The sequence below is a fragment of the Mycobacterium sp. 1081908.1 genome (genome assembly GCF_001673535.1).
GTDB lineage: Bacteria > Actinomycetota > Actinomycetes > Mycobacteriales > Mycobacteriaceae > Mycobacterium.
Genome location: NZ_LZLY01000015.1, coordinates 1 through 17,745, shown reverse-complemented (window position 1 = coordinate 17,745; position 17,745 = coordinate 1). Strand labels below are relative to the sequence as shown.

18 protein-coding genes and 1 pseudogene are annotated in these 17,745 nt (G+C 67.7%); 6 read left to right on the top strand and 13 right to left on the bottom strand.

The window, feature by feature from the left end; genetic code table 11:
* The coding region (locus A5655_RS02825; RefSeq protein WP_067005360.1) for a transposase at nucleotides 1-620 on the top strand (620 nt) is incomplete at its 5' end.
* Nucleotides 621-926: 306 nt separating this feature from the next.
* Here the strand turns inward: A5655_RS02825 and A5655_RS02820 are convergent.
* The 7 genes from A5655_RS02820 to A5655_RS02790 form a co-directional block, all read right to left on the bottom strand.
* Nucleotides 927-1,385 (bottom strand): universal stress protein, encoded by a 459-nt coding sequence (locus tag A5655_RS02820; protein ID WP_067005358.1) that lies wholly within the window; start codon nucleotides 1,383-1,385, stop codon nucleotides 927-929.
* 63 nt (nucleotides 1,386-1,448) lie between these two features.
* Complete coding sequence (locus A5655_RS02815; RefSeq protein WP_067005356.1) at nucleotides 1,449-2,993, bottom strand: NAD(P)/FAD-dependent oxidoreductase; 1,545 nt, start codon at nucleotides 2,991-2,993, stop codon at nucleotides 1,449-1,451.
* A 103-nt stretch (nucleotides 2,994-3,096) separates the two neighbouring features.
* A complete protein-coding gene (locus A5655_RS02810) occupies nucleotides 3,097-3,825 on the bottom strand; it encodes a TetR/AcrR family transcriptional regulator (protein ID WP_156764661.1) in 729 nt (242 codons plus the stop codon).
* Nucleotides 3,826-3,903: 78 nt separating this feature from the next.
* Nucleotides 3,904-6,069, bottom strand: coding sequence for a class 1b ribonucleoside-diphosphate reductase subunit alpha (gene nrdE / locus A5655_RS02805; RefSeq protein ID WP_082978442.1), 2,166 nt, complete (start codon nucleotides 6,067-6,069; stop codon nucleotides 3,904-3,906).
* Nucleotides 6,039-6,491, bottom strand: a complete 453-nt coding sequence (gene nrdI, locus A5655_RS02800) for a class Ib ribonucleoside-diphosphate reductase assembly flavoprotein NrdI (protein WP_067005352.1) — start codon at nucleotides 6,489-6,491, stop codon at nucleotides 6,039-6,041. The genes nrdE and nrdI overlap by 31 nt, the downstream gene beginning before the upstream one ends.
* 31 nt (nucleotides 6,492-6,522) lie before the next feature.
* A complete protein-coding gene (locus A5655_RS02795; protein ID WP_067005350.1) occupies nucleotides 6,523-6,762 on the bottom strand; it encodes a redoxin NrdH in 240 nt (79 codons plus the stop codon).
* Between the two features lie 530 nt (nucleotides 6,763-7,292).
* On the bottom strand, nucleotides 7,293-7,880 hold the full coding sequence (locus A5655_RS02790) for an NAD(P)H-dependent oxidoreductase (RefSeq protein WP_067005348.1): 588 nt from the start codon (nucleotides 7,878-7,880) through the stop codon (nucleotides 7,293-7,295).
* A gap of 59 nt (nucleotides 7,881-7,939) precedes the next feature.
* Here A5655_RS02790 and A5655_RS02785 point away from each other — a divergent pair, with 59 nt between their 5' ends.
* On the top strand, nucleotides 7,940-8,542 hold the full coding sequence (locus tag A5655_RS02785; RefSeq protein ID WP_067005346.1) for a TetR/AcrR family transcriptional regulator: 603 nt from the start codon (nucleotides 7,940-7,942) through the stop codon (nucleotides 8,540-8,542).
* A gap of 7 nt (nucleotides 8,543-8,549) precedes the next feature.
* The gene (locus tag A5655_RS02780; protein WP_067005344.1) at nucleotides 8,550-9,578 is read left to right on the top strand and encodes a DNA polymerase IV; all 1,029 of its coding nucleotides are present in this window, start codon (nucleotides 8,550-8,552) and stop codon (nucleotides 9,576-9,578) included.
* Here the strand turns inward: A5655_RS02780 and A5655_RS02775 are convergent.
* Complete coding sequence (locus tag A5655_RS02775; RefSeq protein ID WP_067005367.1) at nucleotides 9,540-10,445, bottom strand: SDR family oxidoreductase; 906 nt, start codon at nucleotides 10,443-10,445, stop codon at nucleotides 9,540-9,542. The two genes, A5655_RS02780 and A5655_RS02775, sit on opposite strands and share 39 nt — an antisense overlap.
* A gap of 18 nt (nucleotides 10,446-10,463) precedes the next feature.
* Nucleotides 10,464-11,117: a TetR/AcrR family transcriptional regulator gene (locus A5655_RS02770; RefSeq protein ID WP_067005342.1), complete on the bottom strand. Its 654-nt coding sequence runs from the start codon at nucleotides 11,115-11,117 to the stop codon at nucleotides 10,464-10,466.
* 115 nt (nucleotides 11,118-11,232) lie between these two features.
* Here A5655_RS02770 and A5655_RS02765 point away from each other — a divergent pair, with 115 nt between their 5' ends.
* A complete protein-coding gene (locus A5655_RS02765) occupies nucleotides 11,233-12,723 on the top strand; it encodes a cytochrome P450 (protein ID WP_067005340.1) in 1,491 nt (496 codons plus the stop codon).
* Here A5655_RS02765 and A5655_RS02760 read toward each other — a convergent pair whose 3' ends face one another.
* From A5655_RS02760 to A5655_RS02745, 4 genes are all read right to left on the bottom strand, one after another.
* On the bottom strand, nucleotides 12,724-13,209 hold the full coding sequence (locus A5655_RS02760; protein ID WP_067005338.1) for a homocitrate synthase: 486 nt from the start codon (nucleotides 13,207-13,209) through the stop codon (nucleotides 12,724-12,726).
* A 210-nt stretch (nucleotides 13,210-13,419) separates the two neighbouring features.
* Entirely contained in the window at nucleotides 13,420-14,421 is a 1,002-nt protein-coding gene (locus tag A5655_RS02755; RefSeq protein WP_067005336.1) for a sensor histidine kinase, read from the bottom strand.
* Between the two features lie 109 nt (nucleotides 14,422-14,530).
* The gene (locus A5655_RS02750) at nucleotides 14,531-15,970 is read right to left on the bottom strand and encodes a FadR/GntR family transcriptional regulator (protein ID WP_067005333.1); all 1,440 of its coding nucleotides are present in this window, start codon (nucleotides 15,968-15,970) and stop codon (nucleotides 14,531-14,533) included.
* An 8-nt stretch (nucleotides 15,971-15,978) separates the two neighbouring features.
* A complete protein-coding gene (locus A5655_RS02745) occupies nucleotides 15,979-17,172 on the bottom strand; it encodes a thiolase family protein (protein ID WP_067005362.1) in 1,194 nt (397 codons plus the stop codon).
* A 63-nt stretch (nucleotides 17,173-17,235) separates the two neighbouring features.
* Between A5655_RS02745 and A5655_RS02740 the strand changes: the two genes are divergently transcribed.
* Together A5655_RS02740 and A5655_RS29335 are read left to right on the top strand one after the other, a co-directional pair.
* Nucleotides 17,236-17,568 (top strand): Zn-ribbon domain-containing OB-fold protein, encoded by a 333-nt coding sequence (locus tag A5655_RS02740; protein WP_369807147.1) that lies wholly within the window; start codon nucleotides 17,236-17,238, stop codon nucleotides 17,566-17,568.
* Between the two features lie 91 nt (nucleotides 17,569-17,659).
* Nucleotides 17,660-17,745, top strand: a pseudogene (locus A5655_RS29335) (acyl-CoA dehydrogenase family protein); the annotation flags it as partial.

Here is a 17,745-nt window from a genome sequence, read left to right as displayed (position 1 = left end):
TCTACAGCGGTGGCAGAGCCTGGACCGGCAAACATGAGCTGTGGCTGCGCGCTCAGCGGTTCGACAATCCCGCCCTGCAGTTGGCCTACGACAGTAGCTTTGAGGCGATGCTGGTCACCCTCAATCGCCGCGAGCGCCTCGATCGCGCTATCGAACAGATGGCTGCTGATTCTGAGTTCACCCCGGTGGTGAGCAGGCTGTGCTGCCTGCGCGGAATCGCGACGTTGACCGCGTTCGGGTTGGCCGTCGAGATCGGCGACTGGCATCGGCTGACCGGCCGCGCGATCGGCGCCTATCTCGGGCTGGTGCCCAGCGAGTATTCCTCGGGGCCCAGCCGGATTCAGGGCGGGGTCACCAAGACCGGCAACAGTCATGCCCGACGACTGCTGATCGAAGCAGCCTGGCATCACCGGCCCCGCTACCGTGTGAGCGCCAAGCTGCAGCGGCGCTGGGCTGCTGCTGATCCCGCGGCCCGTGCGCGCGCCCAGCTGGCCAACCAACGCCTGCATACTCGGTGGCGCTCGTTCGATGCACGCAAGAAACGCGCCGTGGTCGCCAACACCGCGATCGCCCGCGAGCTGGCCGGATGGTGCTGGTCACTGGCCGTACTCGACGGATAGATCGCCCCACAGGCCCCGGATGAGGTCGATGAACAGGCCGGCAAGCGCCTTGGAGTGACCCGCGACTGAGCTATGAGCAATCTGCTTGCAACACAGGCGATTACGCTCGCTCCTAGACACAGCAAGCCGCTCCAACTCGAAACTCCCGTCCTGCGGTAACCAACCCGCGCATATCAGACTGACACGCGTCGAAAGACACGCTCGACCTCGACAACGACCTCATCCGGCCAACGAAAAGCGGCGGCCGCAACACACCGCGACCGCCGCTTTTCCCTGCCCACTTGACAGAACCGCTTACATATCAGCTCAGGCGCTGGTGTGGACGATCAGCACGTCGACCTTGGACCTGCGGGAGACTTCGGATGGGACCGATCCCAGCAGCCGCCCGGCGACGCTGCTGAGCCCGACGTTGCCGACGACCAGCAGGTCGGCGCGGACCTCCTCGGCCAGCTGCACCAGCACGTTGATGGGGGCGCCGACGATCGGCTTCTCCTCCACGTTCTTGGCCCCGGCCTGGTGCGCCCGCTCCCTGGCGTTCTGCAGGATCCCGTAGTAGGGCGCCTCGCCCACCAACCGGTAGTCCTGGCCATGGTCACTGCCCGGGGGGATGGCGTAGCGGCCCTTTTCCTCAGGGACGGGGTTGTGCGCCGTCACAACGATCAATTTCGCGCCGTGATCCGCCGCGATCGCGGCGGCGCGATCCACCGCACGCAGCGACGAATCCGAGCCATCGGTGCCGACCACCACGGTCTGATAAGCGCTCATTGCCCTCCCAATGTAAGGCCCGACGGCGGCTCAACTCCATACCCACGAGCAACTCGGGTTTGATTAGCCGGCGGGGCTTGGGTCCCTCTGATCCCGGGTCCGGCGCACGCCGAAGAACTGATACTCGTCTCGCTTCACCGCACGGGTCGCCCGCCAGTACTCCCAGGTGTAGCCGCCCCACAGCACGGTGTTCTTGCCGTGCTCGTCGAGGTACCAGCTGGCGCAGCCGCCGGTGTTCCACACCGACTGCGAAAGCCTTTGCTGCAGTTCGTCGTTGAACCGGTCCTGCGCTTCGCGGGTCGGGGCCAGCGCCTGCGCGCCCAGCTTGTCGCACGTGGCGATCGCGTCGGCGACGTAGCGGATCTGGGATTCGATCATGAACACCACGGAGTTGTGCCCGAGCCCCGTGTTGGGCCCCAGCAGGAAGAACAAGTTCGGCACGTCGGCGACGGTGATGCCCCGATGCGCGCCGATGCCCTCGCGGTTCCACCGGTCGACCAGGTCCTCGCCGTGCCGCCCCTTGATCTGGACGTAGGTGTAGGAGTCGGTGACGTGGAAGCCGGTGGCGTAGACGATCACGTCCGCCTGGTGTTCCCGGCCGTCGGCGGTGACGATCCCGTCCGGCGTGATGCGGGTGATGCCGTGGGTGATCAGTTGGGTCTTGGGGTCCGCGACGGCACCATAGTAGGTGGAGGAGTTCAGGATTCGCTTGCAGCCGATGCGGTAGTGCGGGGTCAGCTTGCGGCGCAGCTCGCGGTCCTTCACCGAGCGCCGGATGTTGTATTTGCAATAAGCCTCGATGAACCTCAGCGCATTCGGCCGCTTGGTCATGCCGAACGCCAGCGCCTCCTGCGCCCAGTAGATCCCCAGCCGGGTCAGCGCCCGCAACCCGGGAACGTTCGCCATCGCCCGGCGCAGGACCGGCGGCAGGTCCGGGTTGGAGCGCGGCACCACCCATGGCGGGGTGCGCTGGTACAGCTGCAGTTCGGCGACCTGCCCGACGATCTCGGGCACGATCTGGATCGCGCTGGCGCCGGTGCCGATGATCGCCACCCGCTTGCCGGTCAGGTCGACGCTGTGGTCCCACTCCGCGGAATGGAAAGCGGGACCGGCGAATTCGTCGCGGCCCTCGATGTCGGGGAACGACGGGATGTGCAGCGCGCCCGCGCCGGAGATGAGGAACTGGGCGACGTATTCGCGGCCGTCGGCGGTGAACACGTGCCAGCGGTTCTCATCGTCGTCCCAGTGGCCGCGGTCCACCAGCGAGTTGAACACCATGTAGCGGCGCAGCCCGTATTTCTCGGTGACGCCTTTGAGGTAGTCCCATATCTCGGGCTGGTAGGAGAACGGGTTCTTCCAGTCGGGCTTCGGCTCGAACGAGAAGGAGTAGAGGTGCGACGGGATGTCGCAGGCGCACCCGGGATAGCTGTTGTCGCGCCAGGTGCCGCCGACGTCGTCGGCCTTCTCCAGGATGACGAAGTCCACGCCCTGCCTCTGCAGTGCGATCGCCATGCCGAGACCGGAGAACCCGGTCCCGATGATCACGGCGCGGGTGTGCACCGGTTCTTGCGCGTGAGTCGGCTCAACTTGTGCGATGACATCGGTCACGGTGGATCGGTCTTCCTGTTAGCTCGCAAATACCCAGTACCCAAGGTATCGGATAGGGCGAGTGTTATCGATGCCGGCAGCGCTGTCAACGTGCCGAACGTTCTCAGCTCGCGGCGGGATTGCTGGGCACCACGCTGTGAATCGGCTGGTCGGGATCCATCGCGACGCCCAGCGCGTCGGCGGTGCCGACGATGACGCCCATCATGATGGTCGTCAGGTGGGCGACGAATTGCTCGCGCGGCATGCGGCGCGGGCTGTCGGCCTCGGGACCCAGCCACCACTCGGTGGCCGAGGCGGCCGATCCGAAGGCGGCGTGACCGGCCAGTTCGATCGCCGCGTGGTCCAGCTCCATCTCCCGCAGCTCGTTGTCGAACATGTCGGCCACCGCCAGGGTGATTCCGCGGCCCTCCTCCAGGATCTTGGGGCTCGCGGCCGAACGGCCCTGGATGAACACCCGCAGCACGTTGGGGTGCTGGTCGACGAGGTTGACGTACTCCTCGACGGCGCGGTGGATCACCTCGCGGGCCGAATCGGTCTTCAGGTCGATCGACGGGAAGATCGCCGCCCACAACATGTCGCGCAGGCGCTCGCCGATCGCCTGAAACAGATCGGATTTGTCGTGGAAGTGCCGGTAAATCTTGGGCTTCGCGGTGCCGGCCTCCTCGGCGATCTCCCGCACGCTCAGCTCGGGCCCCAGCCGGTCGATGGCGCGAAACGCCGCGTCGACGATTTCGCCGCGCACCTTTTTGCGGTGCTCGCGCCACCGTTCGCTGCGCGCGTCGACCTTGACCCCGGGCTTCACGCTCGGATGGGGTCGGGGAGGTCGCGGAATTCTCACCACATCAAGCACCATACCGCGCGAGAGGCGCTGACCTGGGCAGACTGGCGCCGACGCCGTGGGTCCCGCGCCCTACAGCATGCAGGAGACGCAGCCCTCGACCTCGGTGCCCTCCAGCGCCATCTGCCGCAGCCGGATGTAGTACAGCGTCTTGATCCCCTTGCGCCAGGCGTAGATCTGCGCCTTGTTCACGTCGCGGGTGGTGGCGGTGTCCTTGAAGAACAGGGTCAGCGACAGCCCCTGGTCCACGTGCTGGGTGGCCGCGGCGTAGGTGTCGATGATCTTCTCGTAACCGATCTCGTAGGCGTCCTGGTAGTACTCCAGGTTGTCGTTGGTCATGTAGGGCGCCGGGTAGTAGACCCGCCCGATCTTGCCCTCCTTGCGGATTTCGACCTTGGACACGATGGGGTGGATGGACGACGTCGAGTGGTTGATGTAGGAGATCGATCCGGTCGGCGGCACCGCCTGCAGGTTCTGGTTGTAGATGCCGTGCGCGGCGACCGACTCCTTGAGCCGCTTCCAATCGTCCTGCGTCGGGATGCGGATCTCCGCGTCGGCGAACAGCTGGCGCACCTTGTCGGTCGCCGGCTCCCACACCTGCTCGGTGTACTTGTCGAAGAACTCCCCCGAGGCGTACTTGGACTTCTCGAACCCCTTGAAGTGGCTGCCGCGCTCGATCGCGATGCGGTTCGACGCCCGCAGCGCGTGGTAGAGCACCGTGTAGAAGTAGATGTTGGTGAAGTCGATGCCTTCCTCGGACCCGTAGAAGACGCCCTCGCGGGCCAGGTAGCCGTGCAGGTTCATCTGCCCCAGCCCGATCGCGTGGGAGTCGTTGTTGCCCTGCTCGATTGAGGGCACCGACGTGATGTGCGTCTGGTCGCTGACCGCGGTGAGCGCGCGGATGGCCACCTCGATCGTCTGGGCGAAGTCCGGCGAGTCCATCGTCTTGGCGATGTTCAGCGATCCCAGGTTGCACGAAATGTCCTTGCCCACATGGGCATACGACAGGTCCTCGTTGAACAGCGACGGCGTGGACACCTGCAGGATCTCCGAGCACAGGTTCGAGTGCGTGATCTTGCCCTCGATGGGGTTGGCCCGGTTCACCGTGTCCTCGAACATGATGTAGGGGTAGCCGGACTCGAACTGCAGCTCCGCCAGCGTCTGGAAGAACTCGCGCGCCTTGATCTTGGTCTTGCGGATGCGCGCGTCGTCGACCATCTCGTAGTACTTCTCGGTCACCGAGATGTCGGCGAACGGCACGCCGTACACGCGCTCGACGTCGTACGGCGAGAACAGGTACATGTCCTCGTTCTTCTTGGCCAGCTCGAAGGTGATGTCGGGGATCACCACGCCCAGGGAGAGCGTCTTGATCCGGATCTTCTCGTCGGCGTTCTCCCGCTTGGTGTCCAGGAAGCGATAGATGTCGGGGTGATGCGCGTGCAGGTACACCGCGCCGGCGCCCTGGCGCGCCCCCAGCTGGTTGGCGTAGGAGAACGAGTCCTCGAGCAGCTTCATGATCGGGATGACGCCCGACGACTGGTTCTCGATGTTCTTGATCGGCGCGCCGTGCTCGCGAATGTTGGAGAGCAGCAACGCGACTCCCCCACCGCGCTTGGACAGCTGCAGGGCGGAGTTGATCGATCGCCCGATCGACTCCATGTTGTCCTCGATGCGCAGCAGAAAGCAGCTGACCGGCTCGCCGCGCTGCTTCTTACCCGAGTTCAGGAACGTCGGGGTGGCCGGCTGGAACCGGCCGTCGATGATCTCGTCGACCAGCTTCTCGGCCAGGCCGGTGTCACCGGACGCCAGCGTCAGCGCGACCATGACGACCCGGTCCTCGAAGCGCTCCAGGTAGCGCTTGCCGTCGAACGTCTTCAGCGTGTAGGAGGTGTAGTACTTGAAGGCGCCCAGAAACGTCGGGAACCGGAACTTCTTGGCGTAGGCGCGGTCCAGCAGCTCCTTGACGAAGTTGCGCGAGTACTGGTCGAGAACCTCACGCTCGTAATAATTCTCGCGGATCAGGTAGTCGAGCTTCTCGTCCTGGTTATGGAAGAAGACGGTGTTCTGGTTGACATGCTCCAGGAAGTACTGGCGCGCCGCGAGAACGTCCTTGTCGAACTGAATCCTGCCGTCCTTGTCGTACAGGTTCAGCATCGCGTTCAGAGCGTGGTAGTCCGTCTCGTCGGACGACGCATGCGTGGCGGCGGCTACAGGCTCTGCAGTGACGGTTGGTGGCACGTCTGTTCCTTCCAGAAGTCAGCCAGGCCCGCGCGGACGGCATCCACGTCGTCCGGGGTTCCCATGAGTTCGAAGCGATAGAGGTAGGGCACGCCGCACTTGCGGGAGATGACGTTGCCCGCGTAGGCGAATTCGGCCCCGAAGTTGTTGTTGCCCGCGGCGATGACGCCGCGGATCAACGACCGGTTGCGTTCGTTGTTCAAGAAAGCGATGACCTGCTTGGGGACGTAACCCCCGGCGTTGACGTCCGGTGTGGCCCGGCCGCCGCCGTAGGTCGGCAGGATCAGGACGTACGGCTCATCGACCTCGATGTGCCCGTGCAGCGGTATCCGCGTGGCGGGAACACCCAGCTTCTGCACGAAGCGGTGGGTGTTCTCCGACACGGAAGAGAAATACACCAGGTTGGGCCCCGTGATGTCCATGGCACCGCAACCTTCCTTACCTAATGTCCGACTAAGCGCTGAGCGCCGACTCCGCGAGCGCCTTGATGCGATCGGGGCGGAAACCCGACCAGTGGTCGTTGCCCGCGACCACCACGGGAGCCTGCAGGTACCCCAGCGCCATCACGTAGTCCCGCGACTCGGAGTCCAGCGTGATGTCCACCTTCTGGTAGGCGACGCCCTGCTTGTCCAGGGCCTTGAAGGTGGCGCTGCACTGCACGCACGCGGGCTTGGTGTACACGGTGATGCTCATGGATGCCGCTCCTTTGCGGAAGGGAGAACCTGTAACGGACTGGCAACTACTTCGGTACTGCAACGAACTCGGTCTTCGCTGTGTTTCAGCGGCCCGTCAGGGCCCCAGATTCCCGTCTTGCGGCGCTGGAAGCCGAAGGCGCCGCCTTCAACCTCTTCGAGCCGATTCGGGGAGGTCCCCAAGCCCGGCCAGCGTGGGGATCCTGGGATCTGCCGGTGCCTCGAAACACTACACCTAGTGGCCGACAAGTTGTCCAGATACAAGATGTTCTGAATAACAATTCTGAAATTCCCTGGTCGTAAGGCCTCGCCGCGACACCCGCCCGGCGTGTCGCAGATCACAGGTTGGTTTCGAGGGGACATGCGAACCGGTATATCAGCGGCCACCGACAGAAGCGCCCCGATCGCCGGTCCCAGCCGTCCCCGGTCCCGCTCACCAGCAAAGCCGCCGGCGCGGGCTGGCGGCTTCGGCTATTCGGTTATCGAAACGTTGCTGGTGACCGGCGGGCGGGTTGTTCGTTCCCGCCAAATTCAGCCGACTTCGGCGGCGAGCTTGCCGACGGCGTCGCGCACATTCGCCGCCAGCTCGGCGTCGTCGGCGGGCGCCTTGCCGTCGAGGGACTTGAACGGGACGGACAGCTTGATCGCCTCGATCACGCGGGCGCCGGCGATTCCGAACGACTTGCGGGTCTCGTCGTGCGCCCACACCCCGCCGTACCGGCCGAAGCCACCCCCGATGACCGCCAGGGGCTTGCCCTTCAGCGCGCCGTCGCCGAACGGGCGGGACAGCCAGTCGATCGCGTTCTTGACGACCGCCGGGATGCTGCCGTTGTACTCGGGGGTGACCACCAGCGCGGCGTCCGCACCGGCGGCCGCGGCGCGCAGCGCGGTGACCGGGGCCAGTGGCGGGGCGCCGGGGGTCATCGCTTCGTCGATCTCCTCGTTGTAAAACGGCACCTCACCCAGTCCCTCGAAGATCGTGACGCTGACGTCGGCGGGAGCGACCGCCCCCGCCAGTTCCGCGATCTGGCGGTTGATCGACGCCGCGCGCAAGCTGCCCACTAACGCCAAGATTTTGATCTCTGCCACTGTGTGATCCCTTCGGCCGATGGTGTACATCCTTGCACGCCCCAACCGGACCATAGTCCGGTTTATTCCGGCGGCGCTAAAGTGCGGTTGTGAGCGGTGTCGAGCGGTCGCGCGCGTTGCCCGTGTCGGTTCCCCAGGAACGGGGCGACGCGGCGCGCAACCGCACGCTCCTGCTGGACGCCGCCCGGCGGCTGGTGGACGAGCGCGGCGCGGACGCGGTCACCATGGACGACGTCGCGGCCGCCGCGGGCGTCGGCAAGGGCACGCTGTTCCGCCGCTTCGGCAGCCGGGCCGGCCTGATGATGGTGCTGCTCGACGCGGACGAGCGGGCCAGCCAGGAGGCGTTTCTGTTCGGGCCGCCGCCGCTGGGGCCCGACGCGCCACCGATGGACCGGCTGGTGGCCTTCGGCCGCGAGCAGATGCGCTTCGTCCACACCCACCACGCGCTGCTGTCGGCGGCCAACCGCGATCCGCAGCTGCGCCACGCCGGGGCGGGCGCCGTGCAGCGCACGCACGTACGGGTGCTGCTGGCCGCGGCGGGCACCACCGGCGACCTCGACGTCCAGACCGACGCGCTGCTGGCGCTGCTCGACGCCGATTACGTGGAGCACCAACTCAACGACGGCGGGCACACCATGGCGACGCTGTGCGACGCGTGGGAAAGCCTGGCGCGCAAGCTCTGCGGGCGGTGAGGGCCGCATGACCTGGGTCCTTCATGTCGACCTGGACCAGTTTCTGGCATCGGTCGAGCTGCGCCGCCACCCCGAACTGGCCGGGCTGCCGGTCATCGTCGGCGGCAGCGGTGACCCGACCGAACCGCGCAAGGTGGTCACCTGCGCCTCGTACGAGGCGCGCGAGTTCGGTGTGCACGCCGGCATGCCGTTGCGCACCGCCGCGCGGCGCTGCCCCGACGCGACGTTCCTGCCATCGGACCCGGCCGCCTACGACGCGGCCTCCGAGCAGGTGATGGGCCTGCTGCGCGACCTGGGGCACCCGGTCGAGGTGTGGGGCTGGGACGAGGCGTACGTCGGCGTCGAGGCCGCGGACCCGACCGAGGTGGCCGAGCAGGTCCGAGCGGTCGTCGCGTCGGAAACCGGGCTGTCCTGCTCGGTCGGCATCAGCGACAACAAACAGCGGGCCAAGGTCGCCACCGGCTTCGCGAAACCGGCCGGCATCTTTGCGCTCACCGACGCGAACTGGATGACCGTGATGGCCGACCGTCCGGTCGACGCACTGTGGGGCGTGGGTCCCAAGACGGCGAAAAAGCTTGCGGCCCTTGATATCACCACGGTTCGCGAGCTTGCGCACGCCGATGCGGAGCTGCTGACGTCCACGTTCGGCCCGCGCACCGGCCTCTGGCTGCTGCTGCTGGCCAAGGGTGGCGGCGACGCCCAAGTCAGCGCCGAACCGTGGATACCGCGCTCCCGCAGCCACGTGGTCACCTTTCCGCGCGACCTCACCGATCGGGCCGAAATGGACGCGGCCGTAACGCGATTGGCGCGCCACGCATTGGACGACGTGCTCGCGGCAGGACGGATCGTGACCCGCGTCGCCGTCACCGTGCGGACCGCGACGTTTTACACCCGCACCAAAATCCGCAAGCTGCCTGCCGCCACCACCGACGCCGACACCATCACCGAGGCGGCGCTGCGCGTCCTGGACCTCTTCGAGCTCGACCGGCCGGTTCGGCTACTCGGCGTGCGACTCGAGCTGGCCATGCCGGGCTAGCGGCGCCGGGGCGGGACGCAGCGCGCGCGTGAAGATCGCGTTGACCTGACGCATCGCCACGCTGTAGGGCCACCAGGCCAGCCGCTTGAACGCATACAGCGCCCGGATGTCCGGGGAGGTGTAGATCAGGTAGCGGTTCCTCGCGACCCCGGCCAAGATCTTGTCGGCCGCCCTTTCCGGCGACACCGCGTGACCGCTGAAGCGGTCCACCCAGCGGGCGACCCGGGGGTCCTCGCGGTCGACTCCGGCGATCTCGACCGTCTCGACCAACGGGGTCTTCACCGCGCCGGGCACCACGACCGACACCCCGATGCGGTGCCGCGCCAGGTCGAACCGCAACACCTCGGACAGCCCGCGCAGGCCGAACTTGCTGGCGCTGTAGGCCGCGTGCCACGGCAGCGCCACCAGCCCCGCGGCCGACGACACGTTGACCACGTGCCCGCCCCGGCCGGCCGCCAACATCGGCGGAACGAACACCTCGATGACGTGGATCGGACCCATCAGGTTGATCGCGATCATCTTGCGCCACTGGTCATGTGTCAGCCGGTCGACGGTCCCCCAGGCCGAAACGCCGGCGATGTTCAGCACGACGTCGACACTCGAATGCTCGGCGTGGATGTCGGCGGCGAAGGCCGCTACCTGGTCGTAGTCGGCGACGTCGAGCGTCCGGTGCACGGGCACTTCGGCGCCCAGCGCGCGGGCGTCGGCGACGGTCCGTTCCAGACCGTCCGAATTGCGGTCGGTCAGATACAGTTCGGCGCCCTGCGCGGCCAGCCGCAGGGCGGTCACACGACCGATCCCGCTGGCCGCGCCGGTGACCAGGCACCGCTTCCCGGCGAAATACCGCCCCGCTTTCCGCAGCCCCATGGCCGTGACCATACCGCGTTACTTCGGCCCGCCACCCCACAGCGAATTGAGCCACAGCTGCTCGAGCACCCGCACCCGGCGCTCCATGTCGTCCTGGTGGCCTTGGCGTCCGGCGAGGAGCGGGTCGCCGCTCAGCGTCAGCGAGGTGGTGCCCGCCAGGGTGCGCACCAGCGCCGGGACGTCGTCGCTGATCGGATTCGCGGTCCCCGCCTTGATCTCCGCCTCGACGATCGCGGTGATCTGGCCCAGCACCACCTCGAACTGCCGCTCGAGGAGCTCGCGGATCTGAATGTCGGTGTGCCGGGCCAAGTTACAGGCCGCCATCACCGGGTCGTTGTGCGCGTAGACCGCCGCGGCGCTGCGGACCATCCGCTTGGCGAACTGCTCCGGCGACTCGCCGGGCTGGCGGGGGGCGAAGTAGTGCGTGAGCTCTTCGAGTTCCTCGGCGGCCTCGGCCATGATCTGGGCGAGCACCGCGTACTTGGAGTCGAAGTAGAAGTAGAAGCCGGATCGGGCCACCCCGGCCCGCAGGCTGATGGTGCTGACCGACAGTTCCGCGAACGGCTGTTCCTCGAGCAGGTCGCGCACCGCCTGCATGATCGCCTGCCGGTGTTTGTCGCCGCGCCGGCGAATGGCCGGTTCGCCCGGGTCCGCGTCGGCGTGGCTGCTCACGTCATCGACCTTGCACCACGCCGCGGGAAAAGCAAACTTGACAGCCGTCAAGTTTTTCCCGAAGGTATGAATCAGTGACCGCTGTCACCCGCCCCGGGCCCGCAAAGGAGCGTCTATGGCCGCCACGATCAGCACCCCGCACTATCTGCTCGATCAGGCGCGGCGCCGGTTGACCCCGTCGTTCAACAACTTCCCGGGCATGGGCCTGGTCGAGCGCAGGCTGCTGAACACGCAGTTCCCGGAGCACAAGCTCGCCGATCCCCCGCCGGACAGCGGGCTCAAGCCGGTGCTCGGTGACGCGGGCCTGCCGGTCATCGGGCACATCATCGAGATGTTGCGCGGCGGACCGGACTACCTGATGTTCCTCTACCAGACCAAGGGCCCGGTCGTCTTCGGCGATTCGCCGGTCCTGCCGGGCGTCGCGGCGCTGGGCCCCGACGCGGCGCAGGTCATCTACTCCAACCGCAACAAGGACTACTCGCAGCAGGGCTGGGTGCCGGTGATCGGGCCGTTCTTCCACCGCGGGCTGATGCTGCTCGACTTCGAAGAGCACATGTTTCACCGGCGGATCATGCAGGAGGCGTTCGTCCGGTCCCGGCTGGTCTCCTACGTCGAGCAGATGGACAAGGTCATCACCCAGACGGTCGCCAACGACTGGGTCGTCAACGACGCGCGCTTCCTGCTCTACCCGGCGATGAAGGAGTTGACCCTCGACATCGCGTCGATGGTGTTCATGGGCCATGAGCCCGGCACCGACCGCGACCTGGTGACCAAGGTGAACAAGGCGTTCACGGTCACCACCCGCGCCGGCAACGCGATCATCCGCACCGGTGTCCCGCCGTTCACGTGGTGGCGCGGCCTGAAGGCGCGCGAACTGCTGGAGAACTACTTCCGCGAGCGCGTCAAGGAACAGCGCGGGAAGGACGGCAACGACCTGCTGTCGGTGTTGTGCCAGAGCGAGGACGAGGACGGCAACAAGTTCTCCGACGAGGACATCGTCAACCACATGATCTTCCTGATGATGGCCGCGCACGACACGTCGACGTCGACCGCCACGACGATGGTCTACCAGCTGGCCGCCCACCCGGAGTGGCAGGAGCGCTGCCGCGACGAATCGGACCGCCTCATCGGCGACGGGCCGCTGGACATCGACTCCCTCGAGAAGCTGGAGTCGCTGGACCTGGTGATGAACGAGTCGATCCGGCTGGTGACGCCGGTGCAGTGGGCCATGCGCCAGACCGTGCGCGACACCGACCTGCTGGGTTACTACATTCCCAAGGGCACCAACGTCATCGCCTACCCCGGGATGAATCACCGGCTGCCGGAACTCTGGACGGACCCGCTGAAATTCGACCCGGACCGGTTCACCGAGCCGCGCAGCGAGCACAAGCGGCACCGCTATGGCTGGACGCCGTTCGGCGGCGGCGCGCACAAGTGCATCGGAATGGTGTTCGGGCAGTTGGAGATCAAGTCGATCCTGCACCGCCTGCTGCGCGAGTACCGGCTGGAGCTGCCCCGCCCGGGATACCAGGCCGAGTGGGACTACGGCGGCATGCCGGTGCCCAAGGACGGCATGCCGATCGTGCTGCGCCCGCTCGGACGCTAGTCACGCCGCCAGCCGGTTGGCGCACGCGATCACCGCGCGCAACGCGGACTGGGTCGGATCCTCCGCGAGGCCCATCGCCCACTCGGCGCGAATCCCGTCGCTGCCGCGGATGAACGTGGCCGTGGCCGCGCCGCAACGGATCTGGTGAAACCGCAGCACCTCCACCGTGATCCCGCGCTGATGCAGCATCTCGGTGAGGGCGGCGATCGGGCCGCTGGCGGCGGCGGTCGACGTGCTGATGTGGTCGCCGACGGCGATCATCGCCCGGAAATTGCGGGCCTGCGGGCCGAGCCGCCCTGCGGGTCGCTCGGCGTCGGTGCAGGCCCAGTGGCCCAATCGCACCGGGCCGGCGGTGCGACCGTAGGTGGCGACGAAGGCCTCCCACGACATCGCGTCGGCCTCCTCGCGCAGCCCGCGCGGCAAGGCTGCGCCGAAGTGGCCGCCCGAGGGGGCGAGGGATTTGGAAAGAGCCTTGGTAAGAGCCACGGTGTCGGTCTTCTCTGATCAGCGGGAGCGACCGACGGTAGTAGCTTCCGACCCACAGCGGGGGGTCGGTCTGGGATCAGACCCCGCTGCGGGTGCTGGCTACTACGGCACGCTGAAGAAGACGCACGAGCGCCGACACTAGACGCCGCCGGCGCGCAATTGCAAATCTATTTCGCGCGGCGGGCTAAGCCCTTGCCGCACAAGTGCTTCCTATCCGTGCCCGGACGCCGCGTCGAACCGCAGATAGGCCTGGATCGTGGTCCCGGCCGGCGTGGTGTGCGTGCGGACCAGGTCGGATATCGCGTTGACCAGATACAGCCCGCGGCTGGCGGGGCCGCTCGGGCCGGGGTCCAGGCGCCCCACCAGCGGGTCGCCCAGCCGTCCGGTGTCGCGCGCCTCGCAGACCAGATGCTCGTCCTCGCGCCAGAAGGCCAGCCGGCAGGCCCCGTCGGTGTACATCAGGCTGTTGCTGGCCAGCTCCGTCGCGATCAGTTGCAGATCCTCGATGCCGCCCGGGGACATCCCCACCCAACCGGCGTAGTCCACGGCGAACGAGCGGGCGGGCCGCAGGTCCGCCGACTTCCTGACCATGTACGTGACGGCGCCCGGGTTGGCGGCGAGCGGTTGGTTGCAGCGATCCAGGACGTCGTCGGGCGCGTATTCGGCGCTGCGCTGCAGCGCGCCGCCGCTCCACAGCAGTGGATGCGTCGCGCGGGCGTCCGCCAGCACCTCGTTGCCCAGCACGCTGGCGTCGTACAGGCACAAGGCGGTCGCCGGGTATCCGTCGAGGGCCGCGTTGACCAGTGCCTCGTGTTCGGAGCAGGCGACGATCTCCTCGTGGGTGCGTTCCGGCCAGGCGAGCTCGCTCACGATTCGCACCCGCCGGCCGTGGTGCTCGTCGATGAAGGAACCCTCCATGGCCATGAATCGGCTGGGGTTGCGGCCGATCTCGGCGATGTCGACCATCCGCAGTTCCGCGGTGAAGCCGGCGTCGGGTCCGGGTAACGCGTCCCGCAACGCGTCCAGCTTGTCGCCGGGCACCGCCACCAAAACGTCCTCGTCCAGCGCCAACGCGTCGACGATGAAGCGAACGACAAGGTCCCGGTATTCCCCCTGCGAACGGTAAAGGAGTCCGGAATGAACGAAACCCGATTGGCCGGCTTGCGTTCCCCCGAAGCCCCCCGTCACCCTTGCGCGCTCGCTTTCGATCACAAGTGCCAACCCCCTGCTGGACCGGCCGTTTGTCACTTCTCCATCCCAGTACCCCAGAAGGCCGTTCGATATGCCATCGAAAGCGTCACACCCGGTCGGATCCGGGCCGCTATAGCCACCAGGAGGCCGCGGCGTCCAGGTGACGGCGGATGCGATACCGGGCGAGGCTGTCGTCGCCGGCTTCGATCGCCTGCACAATCCGGAGATGGGCGTGCTCGACGGCGTCGACGTCGGTCCAGGTCGGCTCGGTCGGCACGGTGCTGGTCCAGTGCCGGCGAAACAGCTCGATGATGATGCGCAGGAACAGGTCCAGCAGCGCGTTGCCGGCCAGCTGCGCCAATCCGAGATGGAATCGGACCTCCTCGGCGACCGCCTTGCGCACGTCGCCCGCGTGGGTGCCCGGCCGGGTCGCCAAGAACGCCGCCACCTCGGACTCGCTGCGCCGCTTGACGATTCTGGCGACGTTGTCGATCTCGATGGCGTCGCGAACGCACCGCAGGTCTTCCCGCGTCGGCCCGCGGTACTGCAGGTACAGGGCGATGGTGTCGATGCTGGCCTCGGCGTGCGGTTTGGTGACGATCAGCCCGCCGCCGGGCCCGCGGCGCATCTGCGCCACCGAGTGATATTCCAGCAGCCGCACCGCTTCCCGGAAGACCGCGCGGCTGACCCGGTAGCGCTCCAGCAGGGCCGTCTCCGTCCCGAACAGCGAGCCGACCCGCCAGCCGTCGGCGGCGATCTCGTCGCCGATGGTGGCGGCCAGCATCTCGGCGAGTTTGCCGTGGGGCGCGTCGCCGCCGGCCGGCCGCAGCCGCCGCGTCCCGCGCGCCCGGCTCCCCCCGCCGGGGTAGTGCCGCTGCAGCCAGGAGGTCACCGCTTCGACGTGTCGTTCGCTGAGCGTCTTGGCCCGCGCCGCGTCGCCGGCGGTGACGGCGTCGACGAGTCGGGAATGGTCGCGGTGCATGTGCTCGACCGCCTCGATGGCCTCGGTCGCCGAGTCCGCCCGCGACTGCAGGGCGTATCGCGTGGTGAGCCGCATCAGGATGTCGATGAACAATTGCAGTACCGGGCTTTTCGATTGCTCCGCCAGCGCGATGTGGAACTCGTCGCGCGGCGCCGGGAGGCCCGGCCGCCACTGCTCCTCCGCCCGCAGCACCGCGCGCAACCGGTCGATGCCGGCTTCGTCGATGCGTTCCGCCGCAAGGGAGGCGGCCAGCGGTTCGAGCACCAGGCGCGCGTTGAGCAGGTCGACCAGCGTCGTGCCGAGGTACTCGAGGTAGATCACCACGGCGCGGGTCGCGGGGCCGGCGTCCGGCCGGCAGATCAGCAGCCCGCCGCCCGGTCCGCGGCGCATCCGGGCGACCTGGTGGTGTTCGACCAGGCGGACGGCCTCCCGCAGCACCGATCGGCTCACGCGGTATCGCTGTTGCAGCGCCTGCTCGGAGCCCAGCGATTCGCCGACGGTCCAGCCGCGCCGGACGATGTCCGCCTCGATGTGGCGGGCAATCTGCGCGGCGAGTTTGTCCGCGGGGCCGGAATCGCGCTGTGCCACAAGCTATCTCAACAGGTGAGCAACATGCATCCGGCGACGGGTCCGCCGCCCACCGAAACCACGGCGACCTCGGGGCGTTTGGACACCTGACGCTCCCCGGCGTCGCCGCGCAGCTGCAGGCACCCTTCGTGCAAAGCCCAGTAGCCGTGCATGCGCCCCGCGGAGAGCTGGCCGCCGTAGGTGTTCAGCGGCAGTTGGCCGTCGCGGGCGATCCGCGCGCCGCCCTCGACGAACGGGCCGGCCTCGCCGTCGCCGCATACCCCCAGCGCCTCCAGCCACGCCAGGGTGAGAAACGTGAAACCGTCGTACAGCTCGGCCAGCTCCAGGTCGGCGGGTGTCAACTGCGTGCGCGACCACATCTGCGCCGTCGCGTCCGACATCGCCATCTTCGGGTAGTCGTCGCGGTGGAACCAGCCGCCGGCGCCGTCGGATCCGCCGATCGCCTCCACCGCCACCGCGCGGTGCGGGCAGTCGCGGGCGTACTCCGCGTTCGACACCACCACCGCGATCGAGCCGTCGATGGGGACGTCGCAGTCCAGCAAGCCGAACGGCGTCGACACCGGTCGCGCCTCCAGGTAGTCGGCCATGGTCATCGGTTCGCGGTATACCGCAAGGGGATTCAGCGCGGCGTTGCCCCTGCCGTTGAGCGCCAACCAGCCCAGCTGTTCCTTGGTGGTCCCGTACAGCTCCATGTGGCGGCGGCAGTTCAGCGCCAGCCAGTTCGCGGCGGAATAGGCGTGGGCGGCGACCAGGTCGTTGACGTCGTCCATCGCGCCGACGGCCGGCTTCGGCGTCCCTTCGGGGGTCTCGAACATGCGCGCGAGGGCCGGCGCGGGCGCGTTCTCCTCGCGCTTGACCGGGACCGTTCCGCCGAGCATTTGGATCGTCCGGTAGACCACGACGTGGTGTGCGCGCCGTTCGGCGACCGCGCGGCACGCCGACATCACCGGGCTGAGCAGGCCGCCGGTGCCGAAGCCGGCGCCGCAGTCGGCCGCCTCGATCCGCAGTTCGGCGTTGACGTCGGCGGCCGGCGTGTCGCCGAGGGTGGCGATCCCGTCGATGTCGGCCGGCGAGAGGCCGGCGTCCTCGATGGCGGCGCGCACCGCCTCCATGGTCAGCTCCAGGCCGGGGATCCCGGTGCGACGGCCGATTCGCGAGATGCCGAGCCCGGAAACGATCGCGTCTTTTTCGAAGTAGGTCATGTGCACCATCCGTCCAACCGATCCGCCACCCACGCCGAACCAATAGAGTGTACTGTATTGGCCGTGTCAGGCGAGTTGCTCATCGAACACTGCGACGCTTGCGCACGCTGGGTGCACCCGGCGGCCGGTCAATGCCGGGACTGCGGCGGCCCGCTGGTGGCGCGGCCGGTTTCGGGGCGCGGCACGGTGTTCACCTATACGGTGAACCACCACCCGTATAACCCGGAGATCCCGACGCCTTACGTGATCGCGATCGTCGAGCTCGCCGAGCAGAGCGGGCTGCGGGTGGCCGCCAACATCGTTGGCTGCGAACCGGATTCGGTGACCTGCGGGATGCCCGTCGATATCCAGCCCGAGAGGGGCAGCGGCGGCGCGCCGCTATTCGCGCCGGCCTAACCGCCCCACCCGCGCCGAGCGTGCGCAGAATGCCAGCCCGAGCGGCGTGTCGCCGTGCAGACACGCACACTCGCCGGGGGGAGATTAATTGATCAGCGGGTCGCGCGGCATGACGATCGCCGGCGGCACCTCCGAGGTGACCCGCAATCAGATCGCCGAGCGGATCCTCGGGATGCC